The organism is Paenibacillus sp. LS1, from assembly GCF_026013365.1.
Classification (GTDB): Bacteria; Bacillota; Bacilli; order Paenibacillales; family Paenibacillaceae; genus Paenibacillus.
In genome coordinates, this window is record NZ_JAPDOE010000009.1 from 120,605 (window position 1) to 134,919 (window position 14,315).

Genomic DNA, 14,315 nt, shown 5'->3' on the forward strand with positions numbered 1-14,315 from the left:
GAGGAGGAATACAACGATGAGTTTTCGTATCACAGCTGAAAAGTGGAAGGACGAGGCGATTCGGCTCCGCCGCCATATTCACCAGAATCCGGAGCTTGGTCATCAGGAATTTGAAACGGCCAAGCTGGTTGCCCAATTTTTAACGGAGGCTGGCCTTGAAGTACACACGGGTGTAGGTGGAACAGGGGTGGTTGGGCTTCTGAAAGGTGGGCGTGACGGCAGAACGATTGGGATTCGCGCTGATATGGATGCCCTGCCTATTGAGGAGAAGACCGGATTGCCATATGCCAGCACTCGCGAAGGTGTGATGCACGCTTGCGGGCACGATGTGCATACAGCGATATTACTCGGTACAGCAGCGGCCTTAAGTGAGCACAGGGATGAACTTCAGGGAACGGTGAAATTTATTTTCCAGCCTGCGGAGGAAGTACGGGGAGGAGCTACGGATCTGATTGAGGCAGGTGTATTGCAGAGCCCTGAGTTGGATGCGATTATTGCCCTGCATGTATGGCCGGATTTGCCCGCAGGCAAGATTGGATTACGTAAAGGAGCCATGCTGGCCGCGGCAGATGCTTTTGATATTCGGGTGACGGGAAAAGGGGGGCATGCTGCGTATCCTCATCGCACGGTTGATCCGGTTATTATTGCTGCCCAGATCATAACTGCGCTGCAAACGGTCGTATCCCGCAACCTGTCTCCACTGGATTCTTCGGTCATCTCGATCACGAAGCTGCAAAGCAATAGCAACGCCTATAATGTTATCGCTGGTGAAGTGCAACTCAGAGGTACGATCCGTACGCACAATCCCGAGACGCGTGAAGCCGTGCCAGTATATATGAAGCGTCTCATTGAGACGATTGCGGAAGGTTTTGGTGGTCAAGCGGAATTCGACTATTACCGCGGCGGTTCTCCTGTTATTAATGATGATTACGTAGTCGACGTGATTGAACATGCAGCGGGGTCTGTGATTGGTAGGGAATCGGTCGTTTATCTGAAAGAACCATCCATGGGCGCCGAAGATTTTGGTGCTTATCTTGAATATGTGCCTGGAGCCATATTCCGGCTCGGAACGGTGGCAGAGGGAGATGCCCGCTCACAGCTTCCTCTTCACAGTGATTCAATTATCTTTGATGAGCAAGCTATTGTCACAGGCATATCGGTTCTTGGCGAAACGGCCATTCATTATTTGAACCAGAGCAATGATGATGAATCATGGGTTGCATTAGGCGTTGCAGCAGGCAAAGAGGAAAGGGGGAATGCAAATGGCTGAGTTGCAGCAACAAACGGAGCTGAATGTCGTTCTGCATGAGATCAATCGTGATCTGCTGCTTGAATACAACAAAGAGATTGCTAAGGAGATTCGTTTGTCCGGATCTGAAGAAGAACTGCGGGCATTTCGTTATATTCAAGAGCAATTGGAGAGCTTCGGTCTGACCACGGAGCTTACGTTTAACGAGGCTTACATTAGTATCCCGCTCCGAGCAGAACTCCGGGTTGGTGATATCTCTTTCACGGCTATTACACATTCGATGTCGGCCCAGGCGGAACAATTGAACACGGAATTGAGATTCCTGGATCTGGAAGAAAAAGACCAGAACTCCAAGGAAGGTCAGCGGATCAACAGCGCGGTGATCGTGCACGGACTGGCGAATTGGACAACCATTCACCGTTTGCAGCAGCAGGGTGCCAAGGCAATCATATTTATTAATAATGGTGCGTATACGCATGAGATGATCGTTTCTTCCGTCTGGGGGAATCCGACACCAGAGGATGATGGCTATCCTGACATTCCGGTGCTATCGGTCAATAAGGCTGACGGAGAGCAACTTAAGTCGCTGATATCCGCGAGTGATGGTGATTCGGTAAAGGTTACGCTGCATGCCGAGGTGAAAACGGGCTGGGTCAAGATCCCTACACTGATTGCAGAGATACAAGGCACGGTGGAGCCGGAGTCCTTTATACTTTTCAGCGGACATGTGGATTCCTGGCATTATGGTGCGATGGATAACGGCTCCGCTAATGCAGTCATGGTGGAAGTGGCACGTGTATTATCTCTGTACCGTCATTCTCTGCGGCGTTCGGTTCGGTTCGCTTTTTGGTCCGGGCATTCCCATGGCAGATATGCGGGTTCTGCGTTATACAGTGATCTTCATTGGGAGGATTTGCACGAGAATGGCGTGCTCCATATCAATATTGACTCTGTGGGCGCCAAGGGTGCCAGCAATCTGGCTGCGGCGAACACAATGGCAGAGACTAAGGGGTTATGCGAGCAGGCGATCCGGATTGTAACGGATGAGCCTTTCCGTGGTTCGCCTTTTGGCAGGTCGGGGGATCAGTCCTTTTGGGGCGCCGGACTTCCGTCGGCTTTCATGGGTTTATCCTATCAGCCTGAAGGCTGGTTTGGCTGGTGGTGGCATACGACGGAGGATACGTTGGACAAAATTGATGGAGATGTTCTGGCAAGGGATTGCAGAGTGTATCTAGCAGCACTCTACCATGCCGCGTCATCTCCGATCATTCCCATTGATCAGAGACCAGCTGTTCAGACGTTATCGGACAGAATCGGCTATTACGCCGAGCTTGCCGGGGAGCATATAGACTTTTCATATATAACAAGCAGGGTACAACATCTTCAGGCTATTACGGATCGATTCTATGAACGAGTTGAACGTGGTTCCTTGCCGGATACATCACTTTCAGAGGTGAATCGAACAATATTGGCACTCAGCAGATGGCTTGTTCCCATCAACTACGTTCAAGGCAGCCGTTATGATCATGATCTCGCAGGCAGTCATGTGCTGGTACCCGCTCTTGCGGAAGCCGAACAGTTGGCTACGGCCGCAGGGGGCAGTGAAGTCTTTTACAGGTTAAGAACATCACTTGTACGTCAGGTGAATCGTATCGGTTATGAGATTAAACAGGCGATTCTTCTTGTGACCGAAAGCGAGAGGCATGTCCATTCCAACTGAATTGCATAAAGGAGAGAACATCATGACTGAACGAAGATTTATTGGTAAAAAGGTAGTCATTACTGGGGCTGCTGGTGTATTTGGACGTTGGATTGCAAGAGCATATGCAGCCGAAGGGGCGAAACTTTATCTGTCCGATATTCGAGAAAACGCTCTAAGGGATGTAGCGGATGAACTGAAGCAGGAGGGTGTGGAGTTGCACTGGCATGTGACCAACCTTGTTGACGAACACTCCGTCAATGAATTGGTTCACGTGGTTGAACACCAATGGAATGCGCCAGATGTTGTGATCAATAATGCAGGGATATACCCATATCGCACACTGATGAACATGACGCTTCAGGATTGGAATGATACGATGGATCTAAATCTGGCAGCACCGTTTCTACTCACACAGCAGTTTGCCAATCAGATGATTGTAAGCGGGGTGGAAGGCTCCTTCATTAATATAAGTTCGGGAGCCGCTTCCACCGCCGGTGTTGGCATGGGGAATTATTCCGTTTCCAAAGTAGGGATCGAGATGCTCACCAAAACCTTTGCACTGGAATTGTCACCATATCGAATTCGGGTTAATGCCGTTGTACCGGGATATGCACCCGGCAGTGAGGTTAGTGTGATGACACAGGCACATACGGAACATATGATTAAAATTACACCCTTAGGTCGGACGTCAGGTCCCGACGATGCTCCTCAAGCCATTTTGTATCTAACCTCGGAACTGGCTTCATTTATAACGGGCAGCATACTGACGGTAGATGGCGGACGCACAGCGGGCAGACTGAAGTAGCGAATGAGTCCTATACTATGATTGCAGCTGGCAAGTCATTTTATGGCAATGCCAGCTTGGAAGGAAGCTCGAACTCTGGAACGTACAGGTTACTTTGGAGTAGGGCGGCTCGAATATCCATCATCAGCTTCTCGCTCGCAGTACCAAGCGGAGTATTTCGTTTACGCAAAACGCCCACGATGGGGCCAACCTTCAGATCGGCAATAGGTTGGATAACCGTTCCCGGAATGGCAGGAGAGATCGTAGCTATGGGAGCAATCGTTATACCCAATTTGGCTTGTACATAATATTTGTGAGATCGGATATTACTTATTTCGATACCCTGATAATCACTGTCAATTTTCTCGGCCAACAGTTGTTCAATTCGAATTCGAATCGGGCAATTCGGAGGTGTGAACAGAAACGGTTGCCCTTTGAGATCCTGCAAATGTATTTCAGTAGCTTGAGCGAATGGATGCGTGTTGTACAACAATAAGGCCATGGGTTCAAAAAGAAGAGGCTGAAACTCGGTATCCAGACTAGTTTCTGGAGAAGGGCAGACGGCAAAGTCAAGCTGTTCATCCACAACCAGCTCATTTAGCAACTTGCTGTCCCCAATACGGATGCTGAGTCTGATCTTTGGATTCTTCTCCACAAACGAAGACAGAATCGCCGGAAGTCTGTGACTCGCTGTTGGCTCGGATACTCCGATTCGCACATAACCGGCTTGCCCTTGCTGGATGTCCGAGATTGTATTCGTTAAGTACTCATATTCTTTAAGAAGCTGATCGGCTCTGGCGTAAAAAATTTTCCCCGCTTCCGTCAATTTAATCTTCTTTCCTCTGTCAATTAATTTCACACCGAGATCCCCTTCAAGCTTCTGAATGTGTTGTGTGATGGCGGGTTGTGAATACTGCAATGCTTCTGCTGCCTGCTGAAAGCTTCCAAGCTTTACAATGGTTTGAAAGGTCTTAATCATTCGCATTTCCATAGCAAACACCTTTCTTTATAAATGTATGTTTTAAATAATGATCTACAATTTCTCGATTAGTATAGCATGAATAATGCATACTATTCCAATTGGAATTTAATATTTTGATAAACTCACCAAGCGCAGTCGCTTGGTGTATTTTCTTACTTTTGAACTGTTAACGTTTACATTAAAATTTGAAATAAAAATGATTGACAGTACTGATCTGAGCGGGTTTAATTATATAGACCGATTGTTATAATTATTTGAAGGAAGTGGCTTTCGTTGAGTGAAAAGTCTAATGCTAGAGAGTCCATTGTCAGCACAGCAGCCAGACTGTTTTTTTCACAAGGATATCATGCGACCGGTCTGAATCAGATCATCAAGGAGAGTAGTACGCCGAAAGGGTCGTTGTACCATTATTTCCCGCATGGCAAGGAAGAGCTCGCGCACGAGTGTATTCAAAAAGCCAATGAACATATCCTGGAGACATTTGAGAAAACATTTGCAGCTCATGACAACACGGGGGATGCCATTCAGGGATTTATTCATGATTTGGCTCATGAAACAGAAGCAGCTGGTTTTACCGGGTTTTTGCCATTCAGCTTCTGGGCAGCTGTGGAGACATCATGTATTAGTCAGCAGTTGCGTGTTGCGTGTCAGGGTGTATTTGCAGATTGGCAGCATGTGATTAAGAAACATCTGATTCTGGATGGCGTTGGTGAAGAGAAGGCGCGGGAGACGGCACTGCTGGTGATTTCCTTGATCGAGGGAGCACTGATTATCAGCCTGACGAATCAGGATAAACAGCCTCTGCTGACGGCTGCTGATTATTTGTCGGTTGTGGCGAAGAATGCCAGACAGATTCAATAAGTTATACCAAGAGACAGAGAAAAAGAAAGTTCGATACGTTTGAGGAGGATGGGATCGTGGAGGTTTCCATGAAGGCTGATTCTGCACAGAATCAAGAAGAAACAAAGCAATATAAGGTATTTCCGATTTTGTTCGCCATGCTGCTGAGCGGCTTTATTGGTCTGTTTGGAGAAACGGCATTAAACGTGGCTTTGACGCCACTTATGACTCTACTTGAAGTAGGTCCTACAACAATTCAATGGTTAACCACAGGTTATTTGCTTGTGTTGGGAATCCTGGTACCTGTATCCGGTATGCTGTTGCAATGGTTTTCCACAAGACAGCTGTTTACAACATCCTTGATTTTCTCAATTGCAGGAACATTTGTTGCTGCACTTGCACCTAGTTTCGAAATTCTGTTGGTGGCACGCGTACTGCAGGCGATAGGTACAGCGCTATTGTTGCCACTGATGTTTAACACCATATTGGTTATTTTCCCGATTGAGAAACGTGGCGCGGCCATGGGATTGATCGGTTTGGTTATCATGTTTGCACCAGCAAGTGGTCCGAGTATCTCCGGTTTGATCCTGGCTAATCTGAGCTGGCACTGGATCTTCTGGATCTCCTTGCCGTTCTTCCTGATCTCACTGGTATGCGGCTTGTTGTTCTTGCCGAATATTTCGAAGTTGACCAAGCCCAAAATTGATGTATTATCCATCATTCTATCTACAGTCGGCTTTGGTGGTATCGTATACGGCTTCAGTAGTGCAGGAGGACATGGAGAAACTGGCGGTGGCTGGACAAGTCCAGTTGTTATCTCCACGATCGTCATTGGCGCACTGTCCTTGTTGTTATTCAGCATCCGTCAGCTGAGAATGAAACAGCCAATGATGGATCTGAGAGCGTTCAAATATCCGATGTTTACGATTGGTCTGATTCTGATCTTCATCTGTATGATGATGATGCTGTCATCCATGCTGATCCTGCCAATGTATCTGCAACAAGGTATGGCGGTTACAGCGTTAACTGCCGGACTAGTTCTATTGCCGGGTAGTTTGTTGAATGGATTACTGTCTCCAGTTATGGGGCGTCTATTCGATAAATTCGGTCCGAAGTGGCTTGTGATTATTGGTCTGGCTATCGTAACGATTGTACTCTTCATGTACACTGGAATTACACCAACAACAACACTGGCTAAAATCATTACACTGCATGTGTTCATGATGGTCGGAATCTCGATGATTATGATGCCTGCACAGACGAATGGTCTGAACCAATTGCCACGTGAGTATTATCCACACGGTACTGCCATCATGAATACACTGCAACAGGTGTCCGGAGCGATCGGTACAGCAGTTGCGGTAAGTATATTGAGCGCAGGACAATCCAGTTTCTTAAGCGGTGTGGCGAACCCGGAAAGTCCAGAAAATCAACTGGCAGGTTTCACGTCAGGTGTACAGAATGCGTTTGTATTCGCATTAGTTCTGTCGATTATCGGTTTGATTACTTCACTCTTTGTGAAACGGGTCAAAGTTGGAGCTCAGGCTGGACAACAAGGTCCTATGCATTAATCCACTAACTAACAATAACAATTTGATATTGTATAAGAGCGATGTGTTCCTTAACCTTAAGGACGCATCGCTTTTTTTTGCGTACGTATTCTGTCTTTTTTGTCTTGACGTGAAACGGGTTTCAGCGATTAGAGTAAATATATAGCCGGACTATAGTGGTTCGCAGGAATGATTTTCAGAGCAAATACTTCATGTTCCGGCAAGATTGTATATGTTCATATTAATATAAAAGGTTAATATAGAATGTATTAGTGCAATTTTTAACCATTTCGAAAACGGTTTATATTTTATTTTTACTCAAGGAGACATCGTTATGATAATCATCAATTCCATAGGCAATAACATCGAAAAGATGCTGTTGCATTACGAAAAAAATAACCATCTAACTCTACAGGCTTCGCTTATTAGCAATAGCTCGGTTGTATATAGATTGCAGGATTATTGTCTCAAAGTATACGCTTCACGTGCAAAATTGGATGGGGAAATGGAAAGTGAGGCGCTTAGGTCACTGCAAAGTCATCCTTATGCACCTAAATTGTATGCGTATTCACCAGGAGAGTATACCCTGACAGAATGGATTGAAGCATTCAATCTAAAACAGTACCGTGAGGCATATGGACAGATTCCTCCCAACTTGATATACGATATGTTTACGACGGAACTTCAGCAGATTCATGCAGGATATTGGGACTGGGATGTCATCCGATATGAGAATTTGCTATGGACGGAGACAGGTGATGTGAAAAGAACAGACTTTTGGTTGTGTGAACCTGTGAAATCCAAACGTGAGAGTTTGTATAACCAGGTCATTCGAAGAGTTGATAACATCTACAATGGGGATCAAACCGAGATGGAGGCGATGGAACATTACTTCTATCGTCACCAGTTGACGTCGTCGGAGATCGAAAAAGCCTTCGCCGATTTCAGATCCCAACGGCCAAGACTGGCGATAGCACAATAAATCTCATACTTAAAACCCCAAAGAGTTCGAGAATCTTTGGGGTTTCTTTCAAGTTACTTCTTCACCAGGGCCAATATCTCATCCGCAACGAGATCCGGGCGATATTGATGGATGTAATGATCGGTATCTTTAATGGTTATTTGTTTCGATTCATTAGACCAGGATTTGAATTCAGCTTGAGTTTTATCCCATTCTGGTTCACTGGCACCGAGGTAATCAGCCGTCAGTATGGTGAGCGGAAACGGTAAGGTTTGCTTGTGATCTACGACCACTTTGGCATTGGCAGCTATTTCTCGTAATTCATCCAATGTGTTCGCATTGCCATAGTTATATAATAGGGCAGTTGTATCCAACTTTTTCAGATTGTCGGGTACAAGTTTCAGTTCATTGCGATTGGCATTGGAAGTCTCGACAACCATGTCAGATTGCATGGAGAGGCGGAATAGTCCGGTTTGGATACGGAATTTATTCGCAAAACCACCAATTGTATCTGCCAAAGAGTCATCGTCATTCGAATAATATTCGGGACTTCCGCCATCAATCATGACGATGCCTTTCACGAGATCCGGGTACTTCTGTGCGAAACGGATGGTTTCCAGCGAGCCGAGTGAATGTCCAACTAATACATAAGGTGGCTTCTGTCCAGACACCTCTAACAACTCGTGTAATTCCTCTGCCACGGTATCGACATCACGTTTCTTATCTGTTCGATCACTATATCCATAGCCAAATCGATCGTATACAGCGAATTTTGTATTGGGAGCAAGTTTTTCATATAATGGATAATAATCCACATAGGGATTAGCTGTACCCCAGCCAGATGCGAGCACTACCGTTACATCACCTTCTCCACCAGTATATAGATGCATATTGTCTCCGTGGACTTTGTACAGCTTTCCGGGAGGCACGAGCATTTTTGCATCCTGTCTTATACCCACTTGTTGGTAGATCACGCCAGTACCCAGAAGTAAAATAACTAACGAGAGGTCAAATATCAAAAACTTAATTAATCTTTTGCGCCATTTCTTCATGTTCTCTCACATACTCTCCATGTATTTTCTCTATCATATATGCCCAATCTTATACGAGAGAAAACAGAGTCTTAATTCTATCTTAATTAACCGAAAATTGAATATCAACGGCCAATGAATTACTATATAGCTACGATATAAGTTGAACCTAGATTGATTATATAGAACAGAAGGTATGCACAATGACAAAATACGAAAATCAGCTCCCGACATCAGCCGGCATGAACTTCAAGTCCCTGATCAGTATATTGAGAGATTCCATGCGTGGCAATGTAGAGCGGAGGCCATCTGGCACGATGCCTATGGAGATATGTGAACCTGCTGAAACCTTCAGTGCATCCGATAATCCACAGGTTACATGGTTCGGACATTCGGCTTTTTTACTCGAAATTGAAGGGCACAGATTACTCTTTGATCCTATGCTTGGCAATCGTCCATCACCTGTATCCTGGGTGGGTACCAAACGTTACAGTACCAATCTACCGATTCAACCAGAGGATTTCCCGGCTCTGGATGCAATCATTATATCGCATGACCATTATGACCATCTGGACTATGACTCCATCCGCAGATTGAAGAATAAAACAAAACGATTTATCGTGCCGCTTGGCGTACGTCGGCGACTGATTCAACTGGGTGTGCCTTCGGAACAGATTACCGAGCATAACTGGTGGGATGAGTTATCGTTCAAAGGTCTAACATTCGCTTGCACACCAGCGCGACATTTTTCGGGCAGGGGCTTGTTCGACCGTAATTCTACCTTATGGTGTTCGTGGGTTATTGCTGGACAACATACGAAGGTGTTCTTTAGTGGCGATAGCGGATACGGTCCTCATTTCAAAGAAATTGGTAGTAAATATGGTCCATTTGACCTGACGTTGATGGAGTGCGGGCAATATGACGAGCGTTGGTCCAACATTCACATGATGCCGGAAGAAACAGTGCAAGCACACTTGGATGTTGGTGGTAAGTTGCTCATTCCGATTCATTGGGCCGCATTTACGCTCGCCTACCATGCCTGGAATGAACCCGTTGAACGAATCACGAAGGCTGCTCATGCCTTGAAAGTTAACATTGCAACACCCAAAATCGGTGAGAAGGTTGTGCTTCATACGGAGGATTATCCTACACATCCATGGTGGAGACCGGAATTAGGATAAAAAAATAAAAGCGTTCAGCTCATCGAATGAGTGGACGCTTTTTCTATTACATTTTACATCAGGATTGACAGTGCACTGTAGATTAACAACATACCCATCACGATATTAACAGGGCGCTCATATTTTAATAGAAAGCTCTGGAATAACAGACCACCGAGCGCCCAGGTCATATTGGCACTAATACCGATAAAGGTGAGCAGCAAGGAGAATGCGATTAGTTGAACATGGGACTGCCCAAGAGGCAGAACAAACACGGATATGGCAGTAAGCCCATACAGAATGACTTTGGGATTGATGAATTGTAGGGTGAACCCAAATAGAAATGAATAATGATTAACCTTGTTTTCTTGCGAATCTGCAGGTTTACTTCGCATGATTTTGAGCGCCAGATAGAGCATGTACACACAACCTAACAGGTTCAAGACGGGTGTAATCCTCGGGATGTATTGATGAAGAATAAGGTTGAAATAACTGGACAAAAACATAATAAGCAGGCAGCCGGCTGCAACTCCACTGATAAACGGAAGGGTCTTGCGAAAACCCTGATTTCTTGCATGCGTCATGGAAATAATGTTGTTCGGTCCAGGTGTAAATGAAGCGATGATTGCGTATGTCACTAAAGGTATGATGTTCATGTGTCCTCCACGTTTTCTTGGTTGTGTGATATAATGGTCTGAAATGTACGCTATAACGTACGTTCTTTATCATTGTACAGTATGTGCGTTATAAAGCACAATTGAATTTTAAAATGAGGAGGATGGATTTTGAAAAACATTAATAGTATTCTTGCCCAGAACTTGAAAGAGCTTCGGGAAGTAAGAAAGCTTAGTCTGGACAAAGTTGCTGAAATGTCCGGCATTAGCAAAACCATGCTTGGTCAGATTGAACGTGGCGAATCCAACCCATCGATTGCAACCGTATGGAAGATTGCCAACGGTTTGAAGATTTCCTTTACTGCTTTGATCCACGAGCCGAAGTCTGATACTACCGTTGTAACGGGCGAAGATATTCAAGTATTGATGGAGGATGAGGGAAGGGTTCGCATATATCCGCATTTTCCTTTTGAAGAGGGTCGTCGTTTTGAAATATATATGATGGAGATGGACCCTAAGTCTGAGTTGAATGCTGAACCGCATATCAAAGGTACGGAAGAATTTATTACGGTCTTTGAAGGTGAAGTTACGATTCGAGTAGGGGCGGAAGATTATAAGGTGAGTTCAGGGGAGTCGATCCGTTTTGGAGCGGACAAGCCTCACGCCTATGTTAACTCAGGTGCTAAGATGAACAAATTAAACATGGTCATTCATTATCCGAAGTGATATGTAATTCAATGAAATGCCAACAAAGCAGCCTGATGTAATGAACTGCAACTCCCTTGTTAGTCGTCTTTAACAAATGGGGTACAGTTCACTACATTGGCTGCTTTATTGATGTGTGCACTAATGGAGTCTAGCGCATATGATATGACTCTTAGTTAAGGTTTTTCTTTGGCCTGACGCTGAATTTCCTTGGCTGTTAATGCTTTGTCATACACTCTTACGTTATCCAGACTGCCTTTGTAGAACGGATCAGCCGCATAACGACTCTTGCCTACATAAGCTTCCGTTACCTGCAGATCTTTCGGGTTAAAGGTGATTTCAGAGCTGCTTGCAACCGATGTACCATTCACATACAGAGTACCTACATCACCCTGAAGGGTTACAGCCACATGAACCCACGCTTTGGAAGGCAGTGGATTTGCAGCAATCAGACTCTGATCCCGACCCTCGTTATGAATGGTGAATTGTAGCGCTCCATTATGCTGGGAGGGAGTAAGGAACATATGCCTAGTCAAACCATTTCCAAAGTCAAAAATACGCTGCCAGGACCCGCCGCCGTCCCAATTGACCCAAGCGCTAAACGTGAAATCCGTTGTATCTGTGATCAGGCCAGGTAATTGGATGAAACTGTCTGTCCCGTTAAATGTGGCAGCCTGATTTTTGCCACCAGCAGCAGAACTGACCACGTTAAAAGCTTGTCCGTGATATTCATTTTTACTGGAATCCTGTGCGACTTTGGCAAGTTTCTTGTGTTCAAAAGTATACTCCCCGAGCAACGGGCTTATCGCTTGCTGTGGAATGATAACGTTAAACGTTTTGGAGCTTAGCGCAGTTCCTTTACGAATCGTTGCGGTTAATTTTACTTTGGAATCACCCTTACCAGCGCGTGGTCGCTGCACTACACCTGTAGCGGATAGAGCCGAAGTGTTGGAGCTTTTCCACGTAATCTCTGCATCACTTGTTCCCTTAGTAGGCAGAGATAGGTTGAAGAACACATGATCCGTATTGCTAATGCTCAGATCCTTTTTCACCGCATCTACAATGTCTTGATCGCTCCGTTCAACACCTTGACTTCCCCAGATGGCTACCCCGGAGGAGGAGAGGGCGCTAAAGGTCAGAACCGTACTTTGAGATTCCGAGTTCCATTCATGCGTGAAAACGCCTTTGTAGACAACGTTATTCGATGTGATCTGAACCTTGTTGTCTGCGCCAAGACTCCATGTTCCTGTCACGGCACCATGAATCTGCCCATCTGCCGTGAACTGAACGGTCCGGGATGGCTTGATGTCCGCCGTGATGTCCTTACCATGATTCACCCATTGGTACTGACCAGCAATATCCTGAGTTGTCAGTTGCGTTGTATCCTCTCCCAAAGCCGCATAGCGATAGGGAGAAACAACGGGCCATCCATCTGCATTCATATGCATCTCATGTACGCGAACTTCATGTTCTTCGCCACGCCCTGGAAAGCGAGTATGGAAGATGAGAAATTGTTTGCCAGTCTCCGGATCAACATAAGCAGAGTTATGTCCTGGCGAAACATAGCCACTACCTAGGCCTGTGCCTGGATCACCGATCTGTCTCTCGAACAGGAAGTTCCCCATCAATTTGACTCCAAAAGGCTCGATAGAACGATCATCAAACAACGGTTTATCCTTGTCCGCTTTAACGTTGATCATATCGTTTCCTTCCGCATCGAGGAAAGGTCCATCCGGTGTTTGGGAGCGGGCTACACGAATGTTATATCCTCCATCAGCACCTAGCCCGCCGTAAGACAGGTACAGATAATAATAATCGGTTTCTGGACTGTAGAGCATGTATGGGGCTTCAATACGACTATGGTTGCCTCCCGTCAGCTTCTTGCCATAACCTTGATTCGGCAGCGGTTTGCCTGTCGTCTCATCCATCTCCAGAATGAAAATCCCTCCGGAATACGAGCCATACACCATCCATAACTTGCCGTTCTTATCATAAAAGACATCTGGATCGACCACATTGGGATGAATCGTTGCATCGTAAATGGTACCATCCTCACTGATCTGATCCCACATGCCGGATTTCAACAGAATGCCTTGATCCTTATAAGGCCCTTCGATATTGTCTGCGACAGCAATGCCGAGCGCTGATCGGGGAGAGTCGCCTTTACAAGCATTGTAGTACATATAAAATTTACCGTCCGCCAATTGAATGACATCTGCTGCCCATAACGTATCCGTCTGCGCCCATTCCAGCGCTTCAGCGAATTCCTTGGTTACATTGGGGACAACGGGGTTGTTATCCGTAACACCGGATGCGACCAAATCCCAGTTCAGAAAGTCTTTAGAATTAGCGACTTGCAGGTGTGAACCAAAAATATAAAACGTATCATCCACCTTAATGACAGAAGGGTCATGAACGGAAACATTTTTGAATGATGGAGCAGGATTTGCGAAAGGTGTGGTGGAAGTCTGCGAGTTACCAAAGGTTGCCCCTGAACCATTTGCGAACACCGAGACCGGCGCCAAAGCTGTTGCAGTAAGTAATGTGGTGCTTAGTACAGAAATGTTAAGTACGCGTACCCAATAACGTTTCATACGTTTCCCCTTTCCTATTCCCCGGAATGAAAAATCAACCGATACTTGGCAACACACGATAAAAGGTTCGGCAGACCTCCTTTGAGTATTTCATTATATCAAGCGCTTTCATTTGTTATATTATCAATTGGTTTATATGTTTG

The 14,315-nt window shown here is 45.6% G+C and carries 12 protein-coding genes; 8 read left to right on the forward strand and 4 right to left on the reverse strand.

Annotated elements, in window-relative coordinates; all coding sequences use genetic code 11:
• The first annotated feature begins 16 nt into the window (after nucleotides 1-16).
• The 3 genes from OM416_RS24380 to OM416_RS24390 are packed head-to-tail and all read left to right on the forward strand — an operon-like array spanning nucleotide 17 to nucleotide 3,756.
• Nucleotides 17-1,270 (forward strand): M20 metallopeptidase family protein, encoded by a 1,254-nt coding sequence (locus OM416_RS24380; protein WP_264933881.1) that lies wholly within the window; start codon nucleotides 17-19, stop codon nucleotides 1,268-1,270.
• Entirely contained in the window at nucleotides 1,263-2,969 is a 1,707-nt protein-coding gene (locus OM416_RS24385; protein ID WP_264933883.1) for a M28 family metallopeptidase, read from the forward strand. Before OM416_RS24380 ends, OM416_RS24385 begins: the two co-directional genes overlap by 8 nt.
• A gap of 22 nt (nucleotides 2,970-2,991) precedes the next feature.
• On the forward strand, nucleotides 2,992-3,756 hold the full coding sequence (locus tag OM416_RS24390) for an SDR family NAD(P)-dependent oxidoreductase (RefSeq protein WP_264933885.1): 765 nt from the start codon (nucleotides 2,992-2,994) through the stop codon (nucleotides 3,754-3,756).
• 40 nt (nucleotides 3,757-3,796) lie between these two features.
• Here the strand turns inward: OM416_RS24390 and OM416_RS24395 are convergent, their stop codons facing one another.
• Entirely contained in the window at nucleotides 3,797-4,720 is a 924-nt protein-coding gene (locus OM416_RS24395; RefSeq protein WP_264933887.1) for a LysR family transcriptional regulator, read from the reverse strand.
• 270 nt (nucleotides 4,721-4,990) lie between these two features.
• On the opposite strand from OM416_RS24395, the gene OM416_RS24400 reads away from it, so the two are divergent.
• From OM416_RS24400 to OM416_RS24410, 3 genes are all read left to right on the forward strand, one after another.
• A complete protein-coding gene (locus tag OM416_RS24400) occupies nucleotides 4,991-5,578 on the forward strand; it encodes a TetR/AcrR family transcriptional regulator (protein ID WP_264933889.1) in 588 nt (195 codons plus the stop codon).
• 68 nt (nucleotides 5,579-5,646) lie between these two features.
• On the forward strand, nucleotides 5,647-7,128 hold the full coding sequence (locus OM416_RS24405) for a DHA2 family efflux MFS transporter permease subunit (protein WP_264934047.1): 1,482 nt from the start codon (nucleotides 5,647-5,649) through the stop codon (nucleotides 7,126-7,128).
• Nucleotides 7,129-7,441: 313 nt separating this feature from the next.
• On the forward strand, nucleotides 7,442-8,089 hold the full coding sequence (locus OM416_RS24410; RefSeq protein WP_264933892.1) for a hypothetical protein: 648 nt from the start codon (nucleotides 7,442-7,444) through the stop codon (nucleotides 8,087-8,089).
• Nucleotides 8,090-8,142: 53 nt separating this feature from the next.
• Here OM416_RS24410 and OM416_RS24415 read toward each other — a convergent pair whose 3' ends face one another.
• On the reverse strand, nucleotides 8,143-9,120 hold the full coding sequence (locus OM416_RS24415) for an alpha/beta hydrolase (protein WP_264933893.1): 978 nt from the start codon (nucleotides 9,118-9,120) through the stop codon (nucleotides 8,143-8,145).
• Between the two features lie 182 nt (nucleotides 9,121-9,302).
• Between OM416_RS24415 and OM416_RS24420 the strand changes: the two genes are divergently transcribed.
• Nucleotides 9,303-10,280 (forward strand): MBL fold metallo-hydrolase, encoded by a 978-nt coding sequence (locus OM416_RS24420; protein ID WP_264933895.1) that lies wholly within the window; start codon nucleotides 9,303-9,305, stop codon nucleotides 10,278-10,280.
• A gap of 53 nt (nucleotides 10,281-10,333) precedes the next feature.
• Here OM416_RS24420 and OM416_RS24425 read toward each other — a convergent pair whose 3' ends face one another.
• Nucleotides 10,334-10,915, reverse strand: a complete 582-nt coding sequence (locus tag OM416_RS24425) for a LysE family transporter (protein ID WP_264933897.1) — start codon at nucleotides 10,913-10,915, stop codon at nucleotides 10,334-10,336.
• Between the two features lie 129 nt (nucleotides 10,916-11,044).
• Between OM416_RS24425 and OM416_RS24430 the strand changes: the two genes are divergently transcribed.
• Nucleotides 11,045-11,599, forward strand: coding sequence for a helix-turn-helix domain-containing protein (locus tag OM416_RS24430; protein WP_264933899.1), 555 nt, complete (start codon nucleotides 11,045-11,047; stop codon nucleotides 11,597-11,599).
• A 155-nt stretch (nucleotides 11,600-11,754) separates the two neighbouring features.
• Here OM416_RS24430 and OM416_RS24435 read toward each other — a convergent pair whose 3' ends face one another.
• Nucleotides 11,755-14,172, reverse strand: coding sequence for a family 43 glycosylhydrolase (locus tag OM416_RS24435; protein WP_264933901.1), 2,418 nt, complete (start codon nucleotides 14,170-14,172; stop codon nucleotides 11,755-11,757).
• Nucleotides 14,173-14,315: the final 143 nt, after the last annotated feature.

What these genes read in the sequence shown, in the direction of transcription:
- OM416_RS24380 (WP_264933881.1), top strand. Translation starts at nt 17, where the DNA reads ATGAGTTTTCGTATCACAGCTGAAAAGTGGAAGGACGAGGCGATTCGG.
- OM416_RS24385 (WP_264933883.1), top strand. Translation starts at nt 1,263, where the DNA reads ATGGCTGAGTTGCAGCAACAAACGGAGCTGAATGTCGTTCTGCATGAG.
- OM416_RS24390 (WP_264933885.1), top strand. Translation starts at nt 2,992, where the DNA reads ATGACTGAACGAAGATTTATTGGTAAAAAGGTAGTCATTACTGGGGCT.
- OM416_RS24395 (WP_264933887.1), bottom strand. Translation starts at nt 4,720, where the DNA reads ATGCGAATGATTAAGACCTTTCAAACCATTGTAAAGCTTGGAAGCTTT.
- OM416_RS24405 (WP_264934047.1), top strand. Translation starts at nt 5,647, where the DNA reads ATGAAGGCTGATTCTGCACAGAATCAAGAAGAAACAAAGCAATATAAG.
- OM416_RS24410 (WP_264933892.1), top strand. Translation starts at nt 7,442, where the DNA reads ATGATAATCATCAATTCCATAGGCAATAACATCGAAAAGATGCTGTTG.
- OM416_RS24415 (WP_264933893.1), bottom strand. Translation starts at nt 9,120, where the DNA reads ATGAAGAAATGGCGCAAAAGATTAATTAAGTTTTTGATATTTGACCTC.
- OM416_RS24420 (WP_264933895.1), top strand. Translation starts at nt 9,303, where the DNA reads ATGACAAAATACGAAAATCAGCTCCCGACATCAGCCGGCATGAACTTC.
- OM416_RS24425 (WP_264933897.1), bottom strand. Translation starts at nt 10,915, where the DNA reads ATGAACATCATACCTTTAGTGACATACGCAATCATCGCTTCATTTACA.
- OM416_RS24435 (WP_264933901.1), bottom strand. Translation starts at nt 14,172, where the DNA reads ATGAAACGTTATTGGGTACGCGTACTTAACATTTCTGTACTAAGCACC.